22 protein-coding genes are annotated in these 22,102 nt (G+C 38.4%); 21 read left to right on the top strand and 1 reads right to left on the bottom strand.

What is annotated here, in order from left to right; all coding sequences use genetic code 11:
- Window positions 1–4: 4 nt before the first annotated feature.
- From yabA to rsmI, 3 genes are all read left to right on the top strand, one after another.
- The gene (gene yabA, locus QUG14_RS17970; RefSeq protein WP_289341833.1) at window positions 5–376 is read left to right on the top strand and encodes a DNA replication initiation control protein YabA; all 372 of its coding nucleotides are present in this window, start codon (window positions 5–7) and stop codon (window positions 374–376) included.
- Between the two features lie 63 nt (window positions 377–439).
- Window positions 440–1,180 (top strand): tRNA1(Val) (adenine(37)-N6)-methyltransferase, encoded by a 741-nt coding sequence (locus tag QUG14_RS17965; RefSeq protein ID WP_289341832.1) that lies wholly within the window; start codon window positions 440–442, stop codon window positions 1,178–1,180.
- 141 nt (window positions 1,181–1,321) lie between these two features.
- Window positions 1,322–2,203: a 16S rRNA (cytidine(1402)-2'-O)-methyltransferase gene (gene rsmI, locus QUG14_RS17960; RefSeq protein ID WP_289341831.1), complete on the top strand. Its 882-nt coding sequence runs from the start codon at window positions 1,322–1,324 to the stop codon at window positions 2,201–2,203.
- Window positions 2,204–2,244: 41 nt separating this feature from the next.
- On the opposite strand, the gene QUG14_RS17955 is transcribed toward rsmI, so the two are convergent.
- Window positions 2,245–2,529, bottom strand: coding sequence for a transition state genes transcriptional regulator AbrB (locus tag QUG14_RS17955; protein WP_289341829.1), 285 nt, complete (start codon window positions 2,527–2,529; stop codon window positions 2,245–2,247).
- A gap of 477 nt (window positions 2,530–3,006) precedes the next feature.
- On the opposite strand from QUG14_RS17955, the gene metG reads away from it, so the two are divergent.
- From metG to mfd, 18 genes are all read left to right on the top strand, one after another.
- On the top strand, window positions 3,007–4,974 hold the full coding sequence (gene metG, locus QUG14_RS17950; protein WP_289341827.1) for a methionine--tRNA ligase: 1,968 nt from the start codon (window positions 3,007–3,009) through the stop codon (window positions 4,972–4,974).
- Between the two features lie 109 nt (window positions 4,975–5,083).
- A complete protein-coding gene (locus tag QUG14_RS17945) occupies window positions 5,084–5,851 on the top strand; it encodes a TatD family hydrolase (protein ID WP_289341826.1) in 768 nt (255 codons plus the stop codon).
- A 237-nt stretch (window positions 5,852–6,088) separates the two neighbouring features.
- The gene (locus tag QUG14_RS17940) at window positions 6,089–7,267 is read left to right on the top strand and encodes a resuscitation-promoting factor (protein WP_289341824.1); all 1,179 of its coding nucleotides are present in this window, start codon (window positions 6,089–6,091) and stop codon (window positions 7,265–7,267) included.
- A 196-nt stretch (window positions 7,268–7,463) separates the two neighbouring features.
- Window positions 7,464–8,024, top strand: coding sequence for a ribonuclease M5 (rnmV, locus tag QUG14_RS17935; protein WP_289341823.1), 561 nt, complete (start codon window positions 7,464–7,466; stop codon window positions 8,022–8,024).
- On the top strand, window positions 8,017–8,895 hold the full coding sequence (gene rsmA, locus QUG14_RS17930; protein WP_289341822.1) for a 16S rRNA (adenine(1518)-N(6)/adenine(1519)-N(6))-dimethyltransferase RsmA: 879 nt from the start codon (window positions 8,017–8,019) through the stop codon (window positions 8,893–8,895). Before rnmV ends, rsmA begins: the two co-directional genes overlap by 8 nt.
- A 140-nt stretch (window positions 8,896–9,035) precedes the next feature.
- Window positions 9,036–9,920, top strand: coding sequence for a sporulation peptidase YabG (gene yabG, locus QUG14_RS17925; RefSeq protein ID WP_289341821.1), 885 nt, complete (start codon window positions 9,036–9,038; stop codon window positions 9,918–9,920).
- 203 nt (window positions 9,921–10,123) lie between these two features.
- Window positions 10,124–10,387 (top strand): biofilm formation stimulator Veg, encoded by a 264-nt coding sequence (veg, locus tag QUG14_RS17920; RefSeq protein WP_132097037.1) that lies wholly within the window; start codon window positions 10,124–10,126, stop codon window positions 10,385–10,387.
- A 417-nt stretch (window positions 10,388–10,804) separates the two neighbouring features.
- Window positions 10,805–10,990: a small, acid-soluble spore protein, alpha/beta type gene (locus tag QUG14_RS17915; protein ID WP_289341820.1), complete on the top strand. Its 186-nt coding sequence runs from the start codon at window positions 10,805–10,807 to the stop codon at window positions 10,988–10,990.
- 197 nt (window positions 10,991–11,187) lie between these two features.
- A complete protein-coding gene (ispE, locus tag QUG14_RS17910; protein ID WP_289341819.1) occupies window positions 11,188–12,057 on the top strand; it encodes a 4-(cytidine 5'-diphospho)-2-C-methyl-D-erythritol kinase in 870 nt (289 codons plus the stop codon).
- Between the two features lie 56 nt (window positions 12,058–12,113).
- Entirely contained in the window at window positions 12,114–12,944 is an 831-nt protein-coding gene (purR, locus tag QUG14_RS17905; protein ID WP_289341818.1) for a pur operon repressor, read from the top strand.
- A 1-nt stretch (window position 12,945) separates the two neighbouring features.
- Window positions 12,946–13,320, top strand: a complete 375-nt coding sequence (locus QUG14_RS17900) for a RidA family protein (RefSeq protein ID WP_289341817.1) — start codon at window positions 12,946–12,948, stop codon at window positions 13,318–13,320.
- A gap of 184 nt (window positions 13,321–13,504) precedes the next feature.
- Complete coding sequence (spoVG, locus tag QUG14_RS17895; RefSeq protein ID WP_003347151.1) at window positions 13,505–13,795, top strand: septation regulator SpoVG; 291 nt, start codon at window positions 13,505–13,507, stop codon at window positions 13,793–13,795.
- A gap of 190 nt (window positions 13,796–13,985) precedes the next feature.
- Window positions 13,986–15,359 (top strand): bifunctional UDP-N-acetylglucosamine diphosphorylase/glucosamine-1-phosphate N-acetyltransferase GlmU, encoded by a 1,374-nt coding sequence (gene glmU, locus QUG14_RS17890; RefSeq protein ID WP_289341815.1) that lies wholly within the window; start codon window positions 13,986–13,988, stop codon window positions 15,357–15,359.
- Between the two features lie 20 nt (window positions 15,360–15,379).
- Window positions 15,380–16,336, top strand: coding sequence for a ribose-phosphate diphosphokinase (locus tag QUG14_RS17885; RefSeq protein WP_289341814.1), 957 nt, complete (start codon window positions 15,380–15,382; stop codon window positions 16,334–16,336).
- A 326-nt stretch (window positions 16,337–16,662) separates the two neighbouring features.
- Complete coding sequence (locus QUG14_RS17880; RefSeq protein ID WP_289341813.1) at window positions 16,663–17,298, top strand: 50S ribosomal protein L25/general stress protein Ctc; 636 nt, start codon at window positions 16,663–16,665, stop codon at window positions 17,296–17,298.
- A 174-nt stretch (window positions 17,299–17,472) separates the two neighbouring features.
- Window positions 17,473–18,033: an aminoacyl-tRNA hydrolase gene (gene pth / locus QUG14_RS17875; protein ID WP_289341812.1), complete on the top strand. Its 561-nt coding sequence runs from the start codon at window positions 17,473–17,475 to the stop codon at window positions 18,031–18,033.
- 113 nt (window positions 18,034–18,146) lie between these two features.
- Window positions 18,147–18,377, top strand: coding sequence for an anti-sigma-F factor Fin (fin, locus tag QUG14_RS17870; protein ID WP_289341811.1), 231 nt, complete (start codon window positions 18,147–18,149; stop codon window positions 18,375–18,377).
- A gap of 103 nt (window positions 18,378–18,480) precedes the next feature.
- Entirely contained in the window at window positions 18,481–22,011 is a 3,531-nt protein-coding gene (gene mfd, locus QUG14_RS17865) for a transcription-repair coupling factor (protein WP_289341810.1), read from the top strand.
- The last annotated feature ends 91 nt before the right edge of the window (window positions 22,012–22,102 follow it).

Raw genomic sequence — 22,102 nt, 5'->3', positions numbered from 1 at the left:
CGACGTGGATAAAAAAGAGATATTTGAATCAGTTAGTAATATGGAAACACAAATTGGCCATCTTTACCAACAGCTCGGGGAATTAAAGCAGCATTTAGCCGAAATACTAGAAGAGAATCATTATTTAAAACTTGAAAATGAACATCTAAGACGCCGTTTAGATGTAACCACGGACAAAGAAAAGAAAGATGAGAAGGTTAAAAAAGGGACAACTTCTCGGGTAGCGACAGGAGATAGGACCTTAGATATTGGAGAAGGCTATGATAACCTTGCTCGTCTTTACCAAGAAGGATTTCACATTTGTAATTTGCATTTTGGAAGCCTGCGTAAGGAAGGCGATTGCTTATTCTGTCTCTCCTTTCTTAATAAGAAATAACTCTCAAAGAGGTTGACTCATGTCAGCCTCCATTTTTTTACATATAGGTTAAGGGTGATGCTATTGGTTATTTTAAAGGATGATGAACGGCTTGATTACTTGCTTGCTGAAAATCTAAGGATTATTCAAAGCCCGTCAGTTTTCGCCTTTTCGTTAGATGCTGTATTACTGGCTAGATTTGTGTATGTCCCTATTCAAAAGGGGAATATAATCGATTTATGCAGTGGGAATGGAGTTATACCATTATTTTTAAGTGCTCGTACAAAAGGAAAGATTACTGGGGTGGAGATACAAGAGAGACTTTATGATATGGCAGTAAGAAGTATAGAATATAACCGTCTACAGGAACGCCTTGAAATGATTCATGGAGATATAAAGGAAATGCCTAAGGAGTTAGGATATGGTAAATTCGATGTCGTAACCTGTAATCCTCCCTATTTTACAACTCCATCTAAAGAAGAAATAAATCCGAATGAGCACCTAGCCATTGCCCGCCACGAAATACTTTGTTCGCTTGAGGATGCGGTAAAGGCTTCAAGTCAATTGGTGCGACAAGGAGGGAAGGTGGCATTTGTTCATCGTCCTGGAAGGTTGATGGACATTATTACGATCATGCGGCAATACCGATTGGAACCAAAGCGGATTCAATTTGTATATCCGAAGCAGGGAAAAGAAGCTAATACCTTACTAGTTGAAGCAATTAAAGATGGCAGTCCTGATTTAAAAATACTTCCACCTTTGTTTGTCTATAATGAGGATGGAGAATATACAGCGGAAATCAAAAAGATTTTATATGGCGAATAAATGTCCAGCTCCAGGCGCCAACGGCTCGAGTCATAAGCCAATCCGTCAAGAAGGTTAAAGAGCAACCTTCATGCCGGCTCGTCTTATGCTTATCGCCGCTAAGCGGGGGCCTTACGCTATTCTATAAAGTGGGTGGTTACAATGTGGCAGCAAAAGAGCTTTGAAAACGAGGCACAAAAGGGAATTCTCTATCTTGTCCCAACTCCTATTGGCAATCTAGAAGACATGAGTTTTCGGGCTGTAAGGATATTAAAAGAAGCAGACTTGATTGCTGCGGAAGATACAAGAAATACAAAGAAACTATGCAATTACTTTGAAATTCAAACACCTGTTATCAGCTATCATGAGCATAATAAAGAATCTAGTGGTGAAAAGCTTATTCATAAGATTAAGGAAGGCATGAAAATTGCTTTAGTGAGTGATGCCGGTATGCCAGCCATTTCAGATCCAGGCTATGAACTGGTTTATGCTGCAATTAGTGAGAAAGTGACAGTCGTTCCATTGCCTGGTGCAAATGCAGCTCTTCCTGCTTTAATTGCTTCTGGACTTGCATGCCAGCCTTTTTATTTTTATGGTTTCTTAAACCGAAGTAAAAAAGAAAAGAAAATGGAATTAGAGAACTTAAAGAAGCAGACAGGAACTCTTGTTTTCTACGAGTCACCACATCGGCTTAAAGAGACCTTAACGAGTATGTATGACATCCTTGGGAATCGCAAGGTGGCTATTTGTAGGGAATTAACAAAAAAGTTTGAGGAGTTTATTAGAGGGACTTTAGAGGAAATCGTGGAGTGGTCACATCAGGATGAAATCCGTGGCGAATTTTGCTTGATTGTTGATGGTGCAGATGAGACAACAGTAAAGGAAGAAGAAGTAAGTTGGTGGCAGGCAATGTCAATTGACGAGCACGTAAATCACTACATAAATATAAAAGGGATCCCTTCAAAAGAAGCAATCAAACAAACATCTAAAGACAGAGGACTAACAAAGCGTGATGTGTATCAAGCATTCCATATAGATGAGTAAACAAATAAAAAAGCTTCTCCAATGGAGAAGCTTAAAATTTATTACTTTACTAACTCAAATTGATTTTTGATTTCATTTACTAATTGCTCTGCACCTTCGCGGCTTAGAATAAGCTTTCCGCCAGCAAGTGCTAAGTTATCATCGGAAACTTCACCAGTAACTTGGCAAGTCATATTAGGCTTGTATTTCTTTAAGATAATACGCTCATCGTCAACATAAATTTCAAGAGCATCCTTTTCTGCAATACCAAGTGTTCTTCTTAATTCGATTGGAATTACCACACGACCTAGTTCATCAACTTTACGGACAATACCTGTAGATTTCATTTTATTAGCTCCTCTCGTATTTAACCTATTAATCTATTTCTCTATTAATTCGTCATTTTTCGACATTATTTTCATAAATTTATAATACCAGCCATTCCCATTTCCGTCAATTACTTTTACATAAAAAGTAATGGAAAATATTACAATTAGGTGAAATGTTGATTTACCAATGAATAATGAATGACTATTCAGATTAAATAAAGTGTTAATATTATTGTTAAGTAGAAATAGTATTTTTTATATAATTGTAAGATTCGACAAAATACTACAATAACCTTCTATTTCCTTAGTATAAATTTCGACAGGGATATATACTTTTATGGGGGGAGCAAGAAAAAATAAAATAAACCTACTGTTTATATTTGGGGTTTATTGCACAATTATTGATTTTTGGGTATATTTTGATGATATAAGAGGATAAAAAAAGGCAATAATGATTTAATAGAAATGTGATTGTCTATATTAGGAGGATATCAAATGCAAGAAAAATTAAAAACTTTTTATCTCACTACTCCGATCTATTATCCGAGCGGAAATTTACATATTGGCCATGCATATACAACAGTAGCTGGGGATGCAATGGCGCGCTATAAAAGAATGCGCGGATTTGATGTTATGTATCTAACCGGAACAGATGAACATGGACAAAAAATCCAGCGCAAAGCTGAAGAGAAGGGTATTACCCCACAACAGTATGTGGATGAAATTGTTGATGGGATTAAGGAATTATGGAAAAAGCTTGATATCTCCTATGACGACTTTATTCGGACAACAGAAGAGAGACATAAACAAATTGTTGAAAAAATCTTTGCTAGACTACTCGAGCAGGGGGATATTTACCTGGATAAATATGAGGGGTGGTATTGTACACCTTGTGAATCCTTTTATACGGACAGGCAGTTAGTCGAAGGTAATTGTCCGGATTGCGGCAGAGGAGTAGAAATTGTTAAAGAAGAATCCTACTTTTTCAAAATGAGTAAGTATGTTGATCGACTTTTGAAATACTATGAAGAAAATCCAGAGTTCATCCAGCCAGAATCACGAAAAAATGAAATGATTAATAACTTTATTAAGCCTGGCTTAGAGGATTTAGCTGTTTCTAGAACTACCTTTGATTGGGGAGTAAAAGTACCAGGAGATCCAAAGCATGTTATTTATGTTTGGATTGATGCATTATCCAACTACATAACTGCCCTTGGTTATGGCACAGAAAATGATAGTAAATATTTAAATTATTGGCCTGCAGATGTACATCTAGTTGGAAAAGAAATTGTTCGATTCCATACCATTTATTGGCCAATCATGTTAATGGCTCTTGATCTTCCACTTCCGAAAAAGGTTTTTGCCCATGGCTGGCTTTTAATGAAGGATGGAAAAATGTCCAAATCAAAAGGAAATGTAGTAGATCCTGTTACATTAATCGATCGCTACGGCCTTGACGCCCTTCGGTATTATCTATTAAGAGAAGTGCCATTTGGGGCAGACGGTGTCTTTACACCAGAAGGATTTGTTGAAAGAATTAATTTCGATTTAGCCAATGATCTTGGTAACCTATTAAACCGCACTGTAGCGATGATTGAGAAATATTTTGATGGTGTCATTCCTGCTTATTCTGGTTCTACAGGTGAATTTGATGAAGCCTTATTACAGGTTAATCGTGAAACAGTTGCTAAATACGAGGAAGCAATGGAAAAGATGGAGTTTTCCGTTGCATTGACATCCATTTGGCAATTAGTGAGTCGTTCTAATAAATATATTGATGAAACACAGCCGTGGACATTGGCAAAATCAGAAGAACGAAAAGATGAGCTGGCAAGTGTAATGGTACATTTAGCGGAATCATTAAGAAGAACTGCCATTCTTCTACAGCCTTTCTTAACGGTGACACCTAATGGTATCTTGCAACAACTTGGGATGAACAATGAAGAACTTAAGACATGGGAAAGCCTAACAGACTTCGGTTCTATTCCAAATGGAACCAAAGTTTCAAAAGGAAGCCCTTTATTCCCACGACTTGAAATTGCGGATGAAGTTGAGTTTATCCGTGGGAAAATGGGTGGTTCGACTCCAGTTGTCGAGGAGAAGAAAGAAGAAAAAGTAGAAGAAAAGCCAGAAGAAATCGATGAAATCGCAATCGATGATTTCATGAAAATTGACTTGAGAGTGGCAGAAGTCATTCAAGCAGAAAATATTAAAAAGGCCGATAAGCTTCTAAAACTCCAGTTGGATTTAGGCTATGAAAAACGTCAAGTAGTTTCTGGTATTGCCCAGTACTATAAGCCGGAAGAATTAGTCGGAAGAAAAGTAATTTGCATTACAAATCTAAAGCCGGTGAAACTGCGCGGTGAATTATCACAAGGAATGATCTTGGCAGGTTCAAAAGATGGGTCGTTATCACTGGCAACCGTTGACCAGTCATTGCCGAATGGTTCTAAGGTAAAGTAAAATTTTTGAATGGAAATGTTCCACGTGAAACAAATTTCGTGGCATTTCCATTTTTTCTTTATAAGTTCGACAAGAAATAATGATGAAAATCAACAAAGGAGTTTGGTTTATGTTATTTGATACGCATGTACATTTAAATGCTGAACAATTTGAGGAAGACCTAGTGGATGTTATCGTCAGGGCTCAACAAGCAGGAGTATCATATATGGTTTGTGTGGGCTTTGACCGTCCGACGATAAAACGAGCAATGGAACTTGCTGAGCGCTACGACTTTATCTATGCCTGTGTGGGCTGGCATCCTGTGGATGCAATTGATATGACAGACGAAGATTTGCTTTGGATAGAAGAGTTAGCTGCCCATCCTAAAGTGGTGGCAATAGGGGAAATGGGATTAGATTATCATTGGGACAAGTCTCCTAAGGAAATCCAGAAGGAAGTTTTCCGTAAGCAAATCCAATTAGCTAAAAAGGTAAAACTTCCGATTGTCATTCATAATCGAGAAGCAACCGCTGATATCGTTGAGATTTTACAAGAAGAGGGGGCAGCTGAAGTTGGGGGAATCATGCATTGTTTCAGTGGAAGTCCTGAGGTTGCCTTAGAATGTCTAAAAATGAATTTTTACATTTCTCTTGGCGGTCCTGTTACCTTTAAAAACGCCAAAAAACCCAAAGAAGTGGCAGCAGCTGTTCCTTTGGAAAAACTGTTGATTGAAACAGACTGTCCTTATTTAGCTCCACATCCTTATCGTGGAAAACGCAATGAACCGGGGTATGTTAGGCTTGTTGCGGAGCAAATTGCTGAAATAAAAGGGCTAACTGTTGAAGAAGTAGCAGAAGTTACGACTGCCAATGCGAAAAAATTATTCGACATAAACTGATAGACAAGCTTGTCGAAGTTAATAGAAGCTTGTCCAAATTTTTTAATATAACTTAAAGTTCTACATGTCTCCTTTTCCTCATAGGATAACCGTGTCGATAAGTTTTCCTTTGCAAATTTCCCAACATTATGCATAATTAGAAATACGTTCACAACAAATGCAAGGGTTGACAGCCGACAGCATGTTTCTCAATAATCTCTCCGAGAAAAGGAGGCGTTTTTCATCGTATTCAAAAACATGAAAAACCTGTTTTCCAAGTCTTCGAGTAAAAAGAGGTTGGCAATCATTTTTGCTAGTTTTGTAGTTTTAGCAGCACTCCTTGGTTTTTCTTATTATGAAGGATCTAAGTATACCGTTGCATTGACTCTTAACGGACAGCAAAAAGTAATAAAAACACATGCCAATAGTGTTAAGGATGTATTTGCTCAACTGGGTATATCACTTAGCTCAAAAGACTACTTGTCACCATCAGCAGATGCTAGGGTGAGAGACAACCAAAAAATTGTCTGGAAGCAAGCAAAACAGGTTGAAATTGTCAAAGACAACGAGAAAAAAACGATATGGACAACAGCAGATACAGTCGCTGAGCTCCTAAACGAGCAGAAAATTGTATTGAACGATCAAGATGAAATTTCACCGAGACCGCAGGAAACGATAAAAAACAAGATGGAAATCAGTATTAAATTAGCTCTTCATCTTACACTAGTTGACGGCGGAATAGAGCAGCAAGTATGGTCCACTTCGGCTACGGTCGCTGACTTTTTAACACAACAGGGAATTAAACTTAATGAATTTGACCGAGTTGAACCGTCATTATCAGAGACAGTGAAAAGGGATGACGTAATAAACGTCATACGCGTAGAAAAGGTCACCGATGTAGTGGAAGAACCAGTTCACTTTGCCGTTATCACCAAGAAAGATGAGAGCTTAGAAAAAGGTAAACAAGTTACAGTTAATGAAGGTAAAAAGGGCCTTGTTTCAAGGAAGTATGAAGTCATCTTGGAAAATGGTAAAGAAGTTTCAAGAAAATTAATTAGTGAGCAGAGTCTTAGAGAGAAACTCGATAAAGTTGTGGCTGTTGGAACGAAGGAATTAGATATTCAAGTTTCCCGTGGAACAGAAACTGGAACAGAGTTTTATGTTAATACTACTGCCTATACGGCCTATTGTAATGGCTGTTCGGGAATAACGGCAACAGGTTTTGACTTACGTGCGAACCCAACTGCAAAGGTCATTGCTGTGGATCCTCGGATTATTCCACTTGGTACGAAGGTTTATGTGGAAGGCTATGGTTATGCAGTCGCTGCTGATACTGGTGGAGCCATTAAGGGACATAAGATTGATGTTTTCTTTCCAACCAAGGCAGAGGCTTTCCGTTGGGGTGTTCGAAAAGTTAAAATCAAAATATTACAATAAGTTTACATGTGCAGAGGTTTAATTAGCCTCTGCATTTTGCTTTTTCTCTAATATTCATTATACTTACAACGAATACATAAAGGTATTTACTTCATAATATGAATGCATTTGTTAATATAGACGATGGACATTACAAAAATGTTTCATTTTTTTATCATTTTTTTTATTTATTTATTATTCAGGTACGGAGGAAATAATGAGGATTAAGGAATTTATTGTCGTAGAGGGAAAAGATGATACAACAACGATTAAACGGGCTGTCGATGCAGATACAATTGAGACAAATGGTTCTGCTATTAATCAAGAAACGATTGAGAAGATAAAAAGGGCACAGGAAACAAGAGGGGTTATTATCTTTACAGATCCTGATTTTCCAGGGGAAAAGATTAGGAAAACCATTGCAGAAAGCGTACCTGGTTGTAAGCATGCCTTTTTACCGAAGGAAAACGCAATTGCGAAAAATGGAAAAGGTCTCGGTGTTGAACATGCGCAAGTGGAGGCAATCAGAAATGCTTTAAAAGACGCACAAATCATGTCAGAGACGATTAAAGAAGAAATTACACAAGAGGATTTGATTTTAGCAGGGCTCATTGGTGGAGCTGGTTCGAAAGAACGGCGGATCATGTTGGGAAAACTTTTAAAAATTGGATATACAAATGGAAAGCAACTATATAAAAGGTTAATGATGTTCCAAATTAGCAGACAGGAATTTGCAAAGGCACTTGCAATTGTGAAACAGGAGGAAAAAAATGATTAAAGACATTGCTACCCCGGTTCGAACACGAGCTATACTTGAAAAATACGGGTTTTCTTTTAAGAAAAGTCTGGGTCAAAACTTTTTAATTGATACAAATATCTTGCATAGAATTGTTGATTTTGCTGAGTTGGGCGAAAATTCCGGGGCGATTGAAATTGGTCCTGGTATTGGCGCGCTAACAGAGCAGCTTGCTCGCAGGAGTAAGAAAGTGGTTGCATTTGAAATAGATCAAAGATTATTGCCTATTTTATCTGACACCCTCTCCCCTTACGAAAATGTAAAAATTATACATAAAGACATATTGGAGGCAGATGTACAGGAAGTCATCGATACGGAATTTACGACCATCAATGATTTAATGGTTGTAGCCAATCTTCCTTATTACGTTACCACTCCAATTATTATGAAATTGCTAGAGGAACAAATTCCAATTCGAGGTATCGTGTGTATGCTTCAAAAAGAGGTCGCAGACCGCATTTCAGCGAAGCCGGGGACAAAAGAATACGGATCGCTTTCAATAGCTGTACAGTACTATACAAAGGCTGAGACGGTTATGATTGTCCCGAAAACAGTCTTTGTTCCTCAGCCAAATGTAGATTCAGCAGTGATACGCTTAACAAGAAGGGAACGGCCGGCAGTAATCGTAAAGGATGAAGGTTTCTTTTTCCAAGTTACACGAGCAAGTTTTGCTCAAAGGAGAAAAACATTATTAAATAACTTAACAAGCCAACTTCAGGATGGAAAACAAAAGAAGGAAGAGATCATACGTGCACTAAATGCAGCTGGAATTGAGCCGACAAGAAGAGGGGAAACACTTTCGGTTGAGGAATTTGGACGATTGAGTGACGAATTATATAACTACTTTCAATAGACCTAAAAGGTCTATTTTTTTTGCACTACTATTAGATTTACTAACTAGTCCATTCACAAATAAATGTGTAGTTGCATAGCCTACCTTAGAGAAACTTTATTTCCGAAGGCCTATATGCTGGTCTAATTGGAGTGACAGCAGTGAATATAAAGATGATGGATATAGTCGGCAGACGGTCCTATAACTGTGATATTCTATTCCGAGTTATTGATATTCAAACACTAAATGGCCAGAAATTTGCAGTCCTATATGGTGAGGATTTTCGCTTAGTGGCAGATGCACCTTACGAGGATTTAGTGGTAATTAACCAACATGTAAGGTCAAAAATATTACAGGAATACAAAACCCTAGAAGAGCAATCTTTCCGATTATTTGCCCAGGACGTTGATCTAATAAAGCAAAGGCAGGATTATGAAGCCACGGGCGGCTATGTGCAGCCAGCCAATTATTTTCAAATCCCCGGAAAGGTTCTTCACTTAGATGGAGACCAAGACTACTTACAAAAATGTATGACACTTTACGAGAGAATTGGTATTCCTGTTTATGGCATACATTGTAACGAAAAGGAAATGCCCAAAAAAATTGGCGGCTTACTTGATCAATACCGTCCTGATATTTTAGTTATTACAGGACATGATGCCTATTCGAAGGCAAAGGGAAAGATAACAGATATTAATGCATACCGCCACTCAAAGCATTTCGTCCAAACCGTCAAGGAGGCACGGAGGAAGATTCCTCATCTAGATCAGCTCGTTATTTTTGCAGGTGCCTGCCAGTCTCACTTTGAATCTTTGATCCATGCAGGTGCAAATTTCGCTAGTTCCCCCTCACGAATTAATATACATGCTTTAGATCCTGTTTATATTGTTGCAAAAATTAGTTTTACGCCGTTTATGGAGAGTATCAATGTTTGGGATGTATTACGAAATACGCTGACAGGTGAAAAAGGGCTGGGAGGCATAGACACTAAAGGAGTCCTACGAACAGGAATGCCGTATAATCCTGTCCAGGAAGAAGAATCATAAGACCCTTTTTAAAAAAATTAGGGCTTATTTTTTTTAAGCACATAATCCTCCCTAATTAAGGTTATCATAATGATTGTTGAAAATTGGGAGAAAAAGTAGAAGAAAAGATATTGACAATCTTTTTGTCGGACTGATATAATTTTATGTTTTTATTTGACAGGACTATGTCAGTGTGATATACTTTACACAGTGAGGTGGACCGAATGCCAAAAACCTTAGCCGATATTAAAAAGGCTCTTGATTCAAATTTAGGGAAAAGATTGTTGCTGAAGGCAAACGGAGGACGTAGAAAAACAATCGAACGATCAGGCGTATTAGCCGAAACGTACCCTTCGGTTTTTGTAATCGAGTTAGATCAAGAAGAGAATTCATTTGAACGAGTTTCATACAGCTATGCTGATGTACTTACCGAAACAGTTCAAATAACCTTCTATGAAGATGCAGCAGGAAACATAGCTTTAAGTTAGAATATAGGGCAATTTTTTAGGCAGAAAATCATTTGATTTTCTGCCTTTTGCTTTTTATTTTGGCTGTGTTAAAGAAGACTGTTGATTTATGCACCTGTTGATTGGAGCGGAAGGTGCTCGACTCCTGCGGGATGAACGAGCACTGTGAGACCCCGCAGGTCGGAACGACCGAGGAGGCTCACGGGCGAGCCCACGGAAAGCGTAGCACCCCTGGACAGGCAAAAGCAGCCTGTCCCTGCGATGATTATTCCAAGAAGCTATCCTTAGTGGAGCGCAAATCAACAGTCTAGTCAAAACACAGCCATTTAAGCTTTGTTAAATGAATAACCATTTATAAAAAAGCTAAATAAATTTAATGAAATACTCCCTATATAACATACTAATAATGCCATGTGTGTGTGAAAAGGGGTTGTTTAGATGGCAAGAAGAAGAGGTGTTATGTCAACTCAATTCAAAGAAGAACTTGCGAAAGAACTTGGTTTTTATGATGTCGTTCAAAAAGAGGGTTGGGGCGGCATTCGAGCAAAAGACGCAGGGAATATGGTAAAAAGAGCGGTAGAACTTGCTTCAGAACAGCTAATGAAAAACAACAGGAAAAAGTAAAAGAAGTAGTTCGAAGGACAATTTGAAAAGCAGCACTGCTTCTCAAAAGTTTAAACAAATCAAACACCAACCATGGCAGGCCAGAGGGAAGAAAACCTCTGGTCTTTAAATATTATTAATAGACTTTTTTCCTATTAGAGGTTTTGTGGTAAAATAGGAAAAAATATATGAACGATATAGAAGTGTAGGTGGGCGTAGTGAAGCTTTTAGTAAAAGCACCAGCCAAAATCAATTTATCATTGGATGTTTTATATAAGCGTCCTGATGGTTTTCATGAAGTTGAAATGATCATGACAACGATAGATTTGGCAGACCGAGTGGAACTGACATTATTAGATCAGAACAAAATACATATTCTTTCCCATAACCGCTATGTACCCGATGACCAGCGGAACTTAGCTTTTCAAGCAGCACAATTATTGAAAGACCGGTACCAGGTAAAAAAAGGAGTTCAGATAACTATCGAAAAGACAATCCCTGTTGCGGCCGGGCTTGCTGGGGGGAGCAGTGATGCTGCTGCAACGCTTAGAGGTCTGAATAAACTCTGGGACCTTGGCTTAACGTTGGATGAGTTAGCCAGTCTTGGTTCTGAAATAGGATCGGATGTATCATTTTGCGTGTATGGTGGTACCGCTTTGGCAAGAGGCAGAGGAGAAATGATTACGGACCTTCCTGCTCCACCAACATGCTGGGTAATTTTAGCGAAACCATTTATTGGGGTCTCGACTGCTGAAGTGTATCGCAGACTAGATTTAGAAGGAATGAAGCATCCGAATATTAACAAGATGGTCAGCGCTATTGAAAATAATGACTATCAAAGTGTTTGTGAAAATGTCGGAAATGTTTTAGAAGATGTAACCTTAAAACTTCATCCAGAGGTAGCTCAAATAAAAGAGCAAATGAAACGTTTTGGGGCGGATGCGGTATTGATGAGTGGAAGCGGACCAACAGTCTTTGGGATTGTCCAGCATGATTCGAGAATGCACCGCATTTATAATGGCCTAAGAGGTTTTTGTGATCAAGTATTTGCTGTGAGGATGCTCGGTGAACGACATACTCTTGATTAAAAGCGTACATTAGTGATATCCTATTAATAGAATATTCGTCTTTTTGGAGGATTGCTATGAAGTTTCGCCGTAGTGAACGATTGATCGATATGACAAGCTATTTACTTGACCATCCGCGCCAGTTGGTACCGCTTACCTTCTTTGCTGAACGTTATTCTTCTGCGAAATCTTCTATCAGTGAAGACTTAGCGATCGTTAAGGAGACCTTCGAACAAAGAGGAATCGGAACGCTGCAGACTGTACCTGGTGCAGCGGGTGGGGTTAAATTTTTTGTAAATGTAAGTGATGAAGAAGCAAAACCATTTGTTGATGAGTTATGTTCGTTAATTGCACACCCAGATCGACTATTACCAGGGGGATACTTGTATTTAACAGACATTCTAGGTAATCCATCTATTGTTCAAAAAGCGGGGAGGATTATTGCCTCCGCCTATGTAAATACTAAAATTGATGTGGTCATGACCGTGGCAACAAAAGGGATTCCGCTTGCTTATGCTGTAGCAAGCCAGTTAAATACTCCTGTTGTCATGGTAAGAAGAGATAGTAAAGTTACCGAAGGCCCTACTGTAAGTATCAACTATGTTTCAGGATCGGCAAAAAGAATACAGACGATGGTGCTTTCAAAAAGAAGTCTGGCACAAGGTTCAAGAGTTCTAATTGTCGATGACTTTATGAAAGCAGGCGGAACTGTAATGGGTATGATCAGTCTACTAGAGGAATTTAACGCTCAAGTTGCTGGTATAGCCGTTTTGGTCGAAGCAGAGAAAATTGAGGAACGTCTCGTCGATGAATACAAATCACTGGTTAAATTGACTGATGTTGATGTAAAGGAAAAAAGGATTCAGGTTTCAGAGGGTAACTACTTTAAACGAAGAACGGAGGAATAGTATGAAAATTGTACAAACCAACCAAGCACCTGCCGCTATAGGACCATATTCTCAAGGAATCATCGTAAATAATCTTTTTTATAGCTCTGGACAAATTCCATTAACAGCAGAAGGAGTCATGATCGAGAGCGGTATAAAAGAACAAACACATCAAGTTTTTAAAAATTTGGATGCCGTTCTAACTGCTGCAGGAGCTTCATTTGAGACAGTTGTAAAGGCTACTGTATTTATTAAAAGTATGGATGACTTTGCTGCAATAAATGAAATATATGGTGAATATTTTTCAATGAATAAGCCGGCACGTTCTTGTGTAGAGGTAGCACGGTTACCAAAGGATGCTTTAGTTGAAATCGAAGTAATTGCGCTCGTGAAATAATCATGAGCGTTTTTTTATTTTGTCGTATTAACACTATACATACTGGTAATATATCTGACTTTTATAAATGTTCACTATTTTGCCTAAAATATTTTTAAAAATATTAATCTAAAAGAAGGATTTACTAGATTCACTGTTGAATTAATAACACTAGCTTTTTAACATAAGAAAAGGGTGTGAGCACATGGAAGTAACAGACGTAAGATTACGCCGCGTTAACACGGATGGTCGTATGAGAGCAATCGCATCAATTACATTAGACAATGAATTTGTTGTTCATGACATCCGCGTCATTGATGGAAACAACGGATTGTTTGTAGCAATGCCAAGTAAACGTACTCCAGATGGAGAATTTCGTGATATTGCGCATCCAATCAATTCTGGAACGCGTGGTAAAATTCAAGAAGCAGTATTGGCTGAGTACCACCGTTTAGGTGAACTAGAAGTAGAATTTGAAGAAGCCGGAGCTTCCTAGAAAGAACTAAACAACCTAGAGCCTACTACATAAAGTAGTGCTCTTTTTTTATTCCTCCCTAATCTCCTCGATTCCACCGCTAATTTTTTCAAAATAACAAATTCGGACACTTTTCTTACATTCCTTGAAATGGCTGACTATTTACGTTAATATTTTTAATGGATAAAAAGGTAAAATTGGAGGACTGTTCATGTCTAATCGTTATGCTGTGATTTTGGCCGCAGGACAGGGTACCCGGATGAAGTCAAAGCTTTATAAAGTATTACACCCTGTTTGCGGTAAGCCGATGGTTCAACATGTAGTTGACCATGTGAAGAAGTTAAATATTCAAGAAATGGTTACCGTGATTGGCCACGGTGCTGAAATGGTAAAAGCACAATTAGGGGAAGAAAGTCATTATGCCCTTCAAAGTGAACAGCTTGGCACTGCACACGCAGTCATGCAGGCACAGCAAATCTTAGAGGGTAAAGAAGGAGTTACCATTGTAGTTTGTGGTGATACCCCTTTAATTAAAGCAGAAACGATGGAGTCATTATTTAAACATCATGAAGAATTATCTGCAAAAGCAACCATTCTTACAGCTAGAATTGATGACCCGACAGGATATGGTCGAATTATTCGAAATGAAAATGGCTTTGTTGAAAAAATTGTTGAGCATAAAGATGCAACACAAGCAGAGCGAGAAATAAATGAAATTAATACTGGTACGTATTGCTTTGACAATACTGCTTTATTTGAAGCATTAAAGATGGTTTCAAATGATAATGTTCAAGGTGAATTTTATCTGCCTGATGTCGTTGAGATTCTCAAAAACCAAGGGGAAGTGGTCACTGCCTTCCAAACCAATGATTTGGAAGAAACCTTGGGTGTTAACGACAGAGTGGCTCTGGCAGAAGCAGAAAGAATCATGCGCAGCCGGATAAACGAAAATCATATGCGGAATGGAGTTACTATTATTGATCCTGCAAATACATACATTGAATCCGATGTTGTTATTGGTCAGGATACCATTCTTCTGCCAGGTACAATAATAAAAGGCAGGACCGTGATTGGGGCAGACTGCCAAATTGGTCCGAACTCAGAAATTGATACATGTGAGGTAGGAGATGAAACGGTAATTCGTCAATCTGCAGCCTATAATAGTACAATTGGTTCTTTGGTTAATATTGGTCCATTTGCGCATATTAGACCCGACTCAGCCATTAATGATGAAGTGAAGATCGGGAACTTTGTTGAAATCAAGAAGGCTGTTTTCGGTAAGGGAAGCAAGGCTTCGCATTTAAGCTATATTGGTGATGCTGAGGTTGGCAGTGATGTTAATATCGGCTGTGGATCAATAACTGTTAATTATGATGGAAAAAATAAATTTCTAACAAAGATTGAGGATGGCGTTTTTATTGGCTGTAATTCCAATCTGGTAGCTCCTGTGACCATTGGAAAAGGTGCTTATGTCGCTGCTGGTTCAACGGTAACAAAGAATGTCCCTGGTAATGCATTATCGATTGCACGAGCACAACAGGTAAACAAAGAAAATTATGTTGATAAGCTAAATCTGAAAAAATAGGTAGATTATTGGAGGGCAATATGTCGAATCAATACTTAGATCCAAATTTAAAGGTTTTCAGTCTGAATTCAAATCTTCCCTTAGCTAGAGAGATTGCCAAGGTTATTGGTGTGGAATTAGGAAAGAGTTCTGTAACCAGATTTAGTGATGGAGAAATTCAAATTAATATTGAAGAGAGCATCCGAGGATGTGATGTATATGTCATTCAATCGACTAGCTCGCCTGTAAATGAAAATATTATGGAATTGCTCATAATGATTGACGCTTTGAAGAGAGCTTCTGCTAAGACTATTAATATTGTGATGCCATACTATGGATATGCTCGTCAGGACCGTAAAGCACGGGCACGTGAGCCGATTACAGCTAAACTAGTGGCAAACCTTCTTGAAACAGCTGGTGCCACTCGTATCATTTGCTTAGACTTACATGCACCACAGATTCAAGGCTTCTTTGAAATTCCAACAGATCATTTAATGGGTGTGCCAATTTTAGCTGATTATTTCCAAAAGAGAAATTTTGAAGGTGACATAGTCATCGTTTCACCTGACCATGGCGGTGTAACAAGAGCTAGAAAGTTAGCTGAACGCCTAAAAGCACCGATTGCCATTATTGACAAACGTCGTCCAAGACCAAATGTTGCTGAGGTAATGAATATTGTTGGGAATATTGAAGGAAAAATTGCCATTCTAATTGATGATATTATTGATACAGCAGGAACGATTACACTTGCAGCTAATGCACTTGTTGAGAACGGTGCTCGAGAAGTGTATGCATGCTGTACACACCCTGTATTATCAGGACCTGCAATTGACAGAATTCAAAATTCGAAAATTAAAGAGTTAGTTATCACAAATTCTATCGCGCTTCCAGAAGAGAAAAAGACCGATAAAATTATTAATCTTTCTGTAGCACCATTACTTGGTGAAGCGATTATTCGTGTCCACGAAGAACAATCTGTAAGTACTTTATTTGATTAATCTAGCTCCAGCGCCTAGCCCCTCGGGGTCATAAGCTTGTCTAGTTGCGTCTCCTTGGGACTCGAGTCATAAACCACCCCCTGAAGAAGGCAAAAAGCGCCTTCTTGCAGTGGTCGTCTTATGCCTTCGTCCCAGAACAGTCGACTCCACATTTCGGACAATCCGTCAAGAAGGTTAAAGAACAACCTTCCTGCCGGCTCGTCTTATGCCTGTCGGGGCTGGTCAAGGCGCTTCCGCTTTTTATTTTAAAAAATGTTTAGACCTTCCTGTTTTGGGGAATTTTTATAGAGATAGTTAAGAACAAAACTAGGAAGGTGACTAAACAAATGAGTACAGTTTTACAAGCAAAAGAACGTAAGGATTTACGCACTTCAGAGCTAAGAAAGATAAGAGAAACAGGAAATATTCCTGCTGTAATTTATGGGAGTAAGGTTGAGAGTAAACCGGTTTTTGTTAGTTCGGCAGATTTAACAAAAACAATCCGAAATGTAGGCAGGAATGGAGTTATTTCGCTTGATATAGACGGCAGTAAGCATGATGTGGTGTTAACGGATTATCAAGAGGATTTTATAAAGAAGGAAATCATTCATGTTGATTTTCTGGCAGTAGATAAATCCTCGAAAATTAATGTTACCGTAAGACTTGTCCTAACTGGTGAAGCTGCTGGTGTTAAGGATGGCGGTGTTCTTCAACAGCCTGTGCATGAACTATCGATTACATCCACTCCAAGTGAAATTCCACAACAAATAGAAGTGGATGTTACAAACTTGCAAGTTGGTGAAACCTTAAAAGTTTCAGATATCCTTTATCAGGGCTCATTTACGATTAACCATGAGGAAGAAGAAGTAATCGCTAGTATTCTCCCTCCTAAGCAAGAAGAAGAAATCAATGCGGGAGAGCAGCAAGAAGGCGGGCACCCTGACAATGAAGAGGGCAGAGAAACTGAGCCAGTTGGGGATTAGAAAAGCGGATGCCCCTAGGCGCTGCAGCTAGACAATAAGAATTATAGACGTAACCTAAATAGGGTTACGTCTTTTGTCGCATTTGTCACAAAAAAGACGTATTATTAAATAGGGAGAAAAGAGATGCTCCGAAAATTATTTAACAGGTGGACTGGGCCGAAAGAGAGGATAAGAATGAAATTAATAGTTGGTTTAGGAAATCCTGGGAAGCAGTTTGATAAAACAAGGCATAATATCGGGTTTGAAGTAATTGATGAACTTTCGGATCAATTAGCCATTCCATTAAATCAATCAAAATTTAAAGGGTTATTTGGAATTGGTACTCATAATGGTGAAAAGGTAATTTTATTAAAGCCACTAACCTATATGAACTTATCTGGAGAATCTATTAGAGCTATAATGGACTATTATCAGATTGAACTAGAAGATTTTGTGGTTATTTATGATGATCTTGATTTACCTGTCGGTAAAATTAGACTCCGTCAAAAAGGAAGTGCTGGCGGCCATAATGGGATAAAGTCTACCGTTGCCCATCTTGGTACACAAGAATTTAACAGAGTTCGAATCGGAATTGATCGACCAAGAAACGGGATGAAGGTGCCAGATTATGTATTAGGGCGTTTTCATGAAGATGAATTAGAGTTAACAAAAGAAGCTGTACAAAAAAGTGCTGAAGCTTGTAAAACTTGGTTGGAAAAGCCGTTTATACAGGTAATGAATGAATTTAATCAGTAAAAGGTTCATGGGACAACCTTTCCTTTCATAAAATAAAGAACGCATTTCTTTTGAATAACTTCCCTCTTCCTCGTAAATACTATAATCAATAGTAGAATAGGGAGGGTAACTGCGTGGCCATTCATTACCATTGTCGTCATTGCGGCACAAACCTAGGTTCCATTGAACAATCATCCATACACAGCGAAGCACTCGGCCTTCATAAATTAACGGAGCAAGAAAGGCAGGAAATGGTCGCGTATGATGTGTCAGGTAATATACACATTACAGCCATTTGTGAGGATTGTCAGGAGGCATTAGAAAGAAATCCAGATTATCACCAATATGATTTCCTCATTCATTAACCAGCTTTGGACAGCAATCCAAAGCATTTTTCTATTTTTTTTAACCACTGATAATAAGATAGTTAACATTTGAAAAAGATTCAAAGAGAGGAGGAACGGGCTTTTGAAAGGTTTAAAATCATTATTTCTAGATCAAGAGGATGTTCACTCCATTATATCTGGAGTTCAAGAGGGCTTGAAGGAACAGCTTATTGCTGGCTTATCGGGCTCATCAAGGACGGTTCTGACGGCAGCTATTTACGAGCAGATGAAAAGACCCATTCTCTTTATCACCCATAATCTATTGCAAGCACAAAAACTATATGATGATATTGTAAGTCTATTAAGTGAGGATGAAGTTTTTTTATTCCCTGCTAACGAATTAATTGCAGCCGAGATGAGTGTAGCCAGTCCAGAGTTAAAGGCGCAAAGAATTGAAGCTTTAAACCATTTAAGTAAGAGTAATAAAGGAATTATTATTGTCCCTATTGCTGGGCTTAGAAAGGTCATTCCACCAAAGTCCTTGTGGAAGCAGTCCCAGCTATCGATTAAATTAGGCGATGATTTAGATGTTAAAGAGGTATTAAATAAGTTTGTTAAGATGGGCTATGTTCGTGCCGATATGGTTTCAACCCCGGGAGAGTTTAGCATAAGAGGCGGTATTATTGATATTTACCCTCTTACTGTAAGTAATCCAATAAGAATAGAATTATTTGATACGGAGATTGATTCTATACGCTATTTCTCCTTAGAAGACCAGCGTTCCATTGAAAAAACAACTGAAGTGTTGATTGGTCCTGCAACGGAGGTTCTTTTAGAACCAGGGGATTATAGTCGATTAATTGGTAAGCTAGAGGATGGATTGGCTAAAAGTCTAAGGAAGTTAAAAGACGATAAAGCCAAGATACAGCTCTCGCAAAATATAAGTTTTGAACTTGAACAGCTAAAAAATGGACACAAACCAGATCAAGTTTTTAAATACCTTTCACTAGCATATGAAGGTGATACTAGTTTACTAGACTACCTTCCTCATGATGGAATGGTATTTATTGATGAAATAAGCCGAGTTCAAGAAATGAATGACTCATTAGTAAAAGAAGAAGCTGAGTGGTATACGTCATTGCTGAGTGAAGGTCAAATTATACATGATTTGACTATTTCCCATGACTTGCAGAATTTACTCCATAGAAGAAAGTTTCCGATTCTTTATATGAGTTTGTTTCTACGCCATGTTGCAAATACGAGTCCGCAAAATATTATTAATGTTTCCTGTAAACAAATGCAAAATTTTCATGGACAAATGCATTTACTTAAATCAGAAGTTGATAGATGGAAAAAAGGTAACTATTCGATTCTATTTTTAGGGCCAGATGATGAAAGAGTTAAAAAGTTAGAGCGAGTGTTAGGGGATTATGATATAGAATCCTCCATTTCACGTAACAGCCAGCAGCTTTTACCTGGAAAAGTTCAAATTATGAAGGGGAATCTGCAAACTGGATTCGAACTTTCGATTCAGAAGATAGCTGTGATAACAGAGGAAGAGCTTTTTACTAAACGTGTTAAAAAGTCCACCAACAGACAAAAGCTTTCAAATGCCGAAAGAATCAAGAGTTATTCTGAACTTAAAATTGGCGACTACGTCGTCCATGTTAATCATGGAATAGGAAAATATTTAGGCATTGAAACACTCGTTATTAATGGTGTTCATAAGGATTATCTCCATATCCGTTATCATGGGACCGATAAGCTTTATGTACCTGTAGAACAAATTGATCTAGTTATGAAGTATGTTGGTTCTGAAGGAAAAGAACCTAAAATTTATAAACTTGGCGGCAGTGATTGGAAAAAGGTAAAAAAGAAAGTTCAATCCTCCGTTGAAGATATTGCAGATGATCTGATCAAGCTTTATGCAGAACGTGAAGCAGCAGTAGGATATGGATTCTCTCCAGATGGTGATATGCAAAGGGAGTTTGAAACGGCTTTTGCCTATCAGGAAACAGAAGACCAACTCCGCTCCATCCATGAGATTAAGAAGGATATGGAAAGAGCAAGACCGATGGACAGATTGCTGTGTGGTGATGTAGGTTATGGGAAAACAGAAGTTGCAATCCGGGCTGCCTTTAAAGCTATTGCAGATGGAAAACAGGTCGCACTGCTTGTTCCAACAACGATTTTGGCCCAGCAACATTATGAAACAATGAGAGAAAGATTCCAAGACTATCCGATTAATATTGGCTTGTTAAGTCGGTTTCGTTCAAAAAAGCAACAAACCGAAACAATAAAAGGATTAAAGGCAGGTACAGTAGATGTAGTAATTGGAACACACCGTATTCTTTCAAAAGATATCGTTTATCGTGACCTAGGCTTATTAATCATTGATGAAGAGCAAAGATTTGGAGTAACCCATAAAGAGAAGATAAAAAAATTAAAAACCAATATAGATGTATTAACATTGACAGCAACTCCAATACCGAGAACACTGCATATGTCAATGCTTGGTGTTCGTGATTTATCCGTTATTGAAACACCGCCAGAGAATCGCTTTCCTGTCCAAACCTATGTTATGGAGTACAACGGATCGCTTGTCAGAGAGGCTATTGAGAGAGAATTAGCCCGTGACGGACAAGTATACTTCCTCTATAACAGAGTAGAGGATATTGAACGGAAGGCAGAAGAAATATCGATGTTGGTTCCAGATGCTCGGGTGACATTCGCCCATGGACAAATGTCAGAGAATGAGTTGGAATCAGTCATGCTCAGTTTTTTATCTGGTGAGTTTGATGTTCTCGTTAGTACAACTATTATTGAAACCGGTGTAGATATTCCAAATGTTAACACGCTTATTGTCTATGATGCAGATAAAATGGGACTTTCTCAACTCTATCAACTTCGCGGTCGTGTCGGAAGGTCAAATCGGGTTGCTTATGCCTTTTTTACGCACCGAAAGGATAAAGTATTGACTGAAGTGGCTGAAAAGCGCCTCCAGGCGATAAAGGAATTTACTGAACTAGGATCTGGTTTTAAAATTGCCATGCGTGACTTATCTATTAGGGGTGCAGGAAATTTACTTGGGGCGCAGCAGCATGGATTTATTGACTCTGTAGGATTTGATTTGTATTCACAAATGCTGAAAGAAGCAATTGAGGAAAGAAAAGGCGATTTGAAAGCAGAGGAAAAAGCAACGGTTGAAATTGATTTAGAAATAGATGCCTATATTCCTGATACTTACATCAAGGATGGGCATCAAAAGATTGAAATGTATAAACGTTTTAGAGGAGTGGAATCGTTAGAGGATATTGAAGAACTTCAATCAGAAATGCTTGATCGTTTTGGCGAATACCCTGAGGAAGTTGAGTATCTATTCCGAGTGGCAGAAATGAAGGTCTATGCCCTGCTTGCAGGTGTTGAAAGTATTAAACAAGTAAAACAGGAAGTAGCCATATTAGTAAATGAGCGAGCCAGCAGCACGATTGACGGGCAAAAGGTCTTTGCTATCAGCAATAAATATCCGCGAATGATTGGATTGGGAATGGAAGGGCAAAAGCTTAAGATGACCCTTCAGGTTAAAGGGCAAAACACAGCTCAATGGTTAAATGCAGCATTTGAAATGATTAAAGGCTTGCAGGCGGCAAAAAAGACTGGGGTTAGCTTATAAGATAATAGGATAATCTTCCTGTTTATGAAAAAATATTACGAATGTGTATAGAACTTTCCAGATGAAAGATACTAAGTTCAAAGTTGGTGAT

Origin of the sequence: Neobacillus sp. CF12 (genome assembly GCF_030348765.1) — a bacterium.
Taxonomy (GTDB): Bacteria; Bacillota; Bacilli; order Bacillales; family Cytobacillaceae; genus Neobacillus.
The sequence above is the reverse complement of the archived record's forward strand: the minus strand, read 5'-3'. Positions and strand labels throughout refer to the sequence as shown.

Excerpts from the sequence above, each read along its gene's own strand:
- rsmI (WP_289341831.1), top strand. The coding sequence starts at position 1,322 with ATGTGGCAGCAAAAGAGCTTTGAAAACGAGGCACAAAAGGGAATTCTC.
- QUG14_RS17955 (WP_289341829.1), bottom strand. The coding sequence starts at position 2,529 with ATGAAATCTACAGGTATTGTCCGTAAAGTTGATGAACTAGGTCGTGTG.
- metG (WP_289341827.1), top strand. The coding sequence starts at position 3,007 with ATGCAAGAAAAATTAAAAACTTTTTATCTCACTACTCCGATCTATTAT.
- QUG14_RS17945 (WP_289341826.1), top strand. The coding sequence starts at position 5,084 with ATGTTATTTGATACGCATGTACATTTAAATGCTGAACAATTTGAGGAA.
- QUG14_RS17940 (WP_289341824.1), top strand. The coding sequence starts at position 6,089 with ATGAAAAACCTGTTTTCCAAGTCTTCGAGTAAAAAGAGGTTGGCAATC.
- rnmV (WP_289341823.1), top strand. The coding sequence starts at position 7,464 with ATGAGGATTAAGGAATTTATTGTCGTAGAGGGAAAAGATGATACAACA.
- rsmA (WP_289341822.1), top strand. The coding sequence starts at position 8,017 with ATGATTAAAGACATTGCTACCCCGGTTCGAACACGAGCTATACTTGAA.
- veg (WP_132097037.1), top strand. The coding sequence starts at position 10,124 with ATGCCAAAAACCTTAGCCGATATTAAAAAGGCTCTTGATTCAAATTTA.
- QUG14_RS17915 (WP_289341820.1), top strand. The coding sequence starts at position 10,805 with ATGGCAAGAAGAAGAGGTGTTATGTCAACTCAATTCAAAGAAGAACTT.
- purR (WP_289341818.1), top strand. The coding sequence starts at position 12,114 with ATGAAGTTTCGCCGTAGTGAACGATTGATCGATATGACAAGCTATTTA.
- QUG14_RS17900 (WP_289341817.1), top strand. The coding sequence starts at position 12,946 with ATGAAAATTGTACAAACCAACCAAGCACCTGCCGCTATAGGACCATAT.
- spoVG (WP_003347151.1), top strand. The coding sequence starts at position 13,505 with ATGGAAGTAACAGACGTAAGATTACGCCGCGTTAACACGGATGGTCGT.
- glmU (WP_289341815.1), top strand. The coding sequence starts at position 13,986 with ATGTCTAATCGTTATGCTGTGATTTTGGCCGCAGGACAGGGTACCCGG.
- QUG14_RS17885 (WP_289341814.1), top strand. The coding sequence starts at position 15,380 with ATGTCGAATCAATACTTAGATCCAAATTTAAAGGTTTTCAGTCTGAAT.
- QUG14_RS17880 (WP_289341813.1), top strand. The coding sequence starts at position 16,663 with ATGAGTACAGTTTTACAAGCAAAAGAACGTAAGGATTTACGCACTTCA.
- pth (WP_289341812.1), top strand. The coding sequence starts at position 17,473 with ATGAAATTAATAGTTGGTTTAGGAAATCCTGGGAAGCAGTTTGATAAA.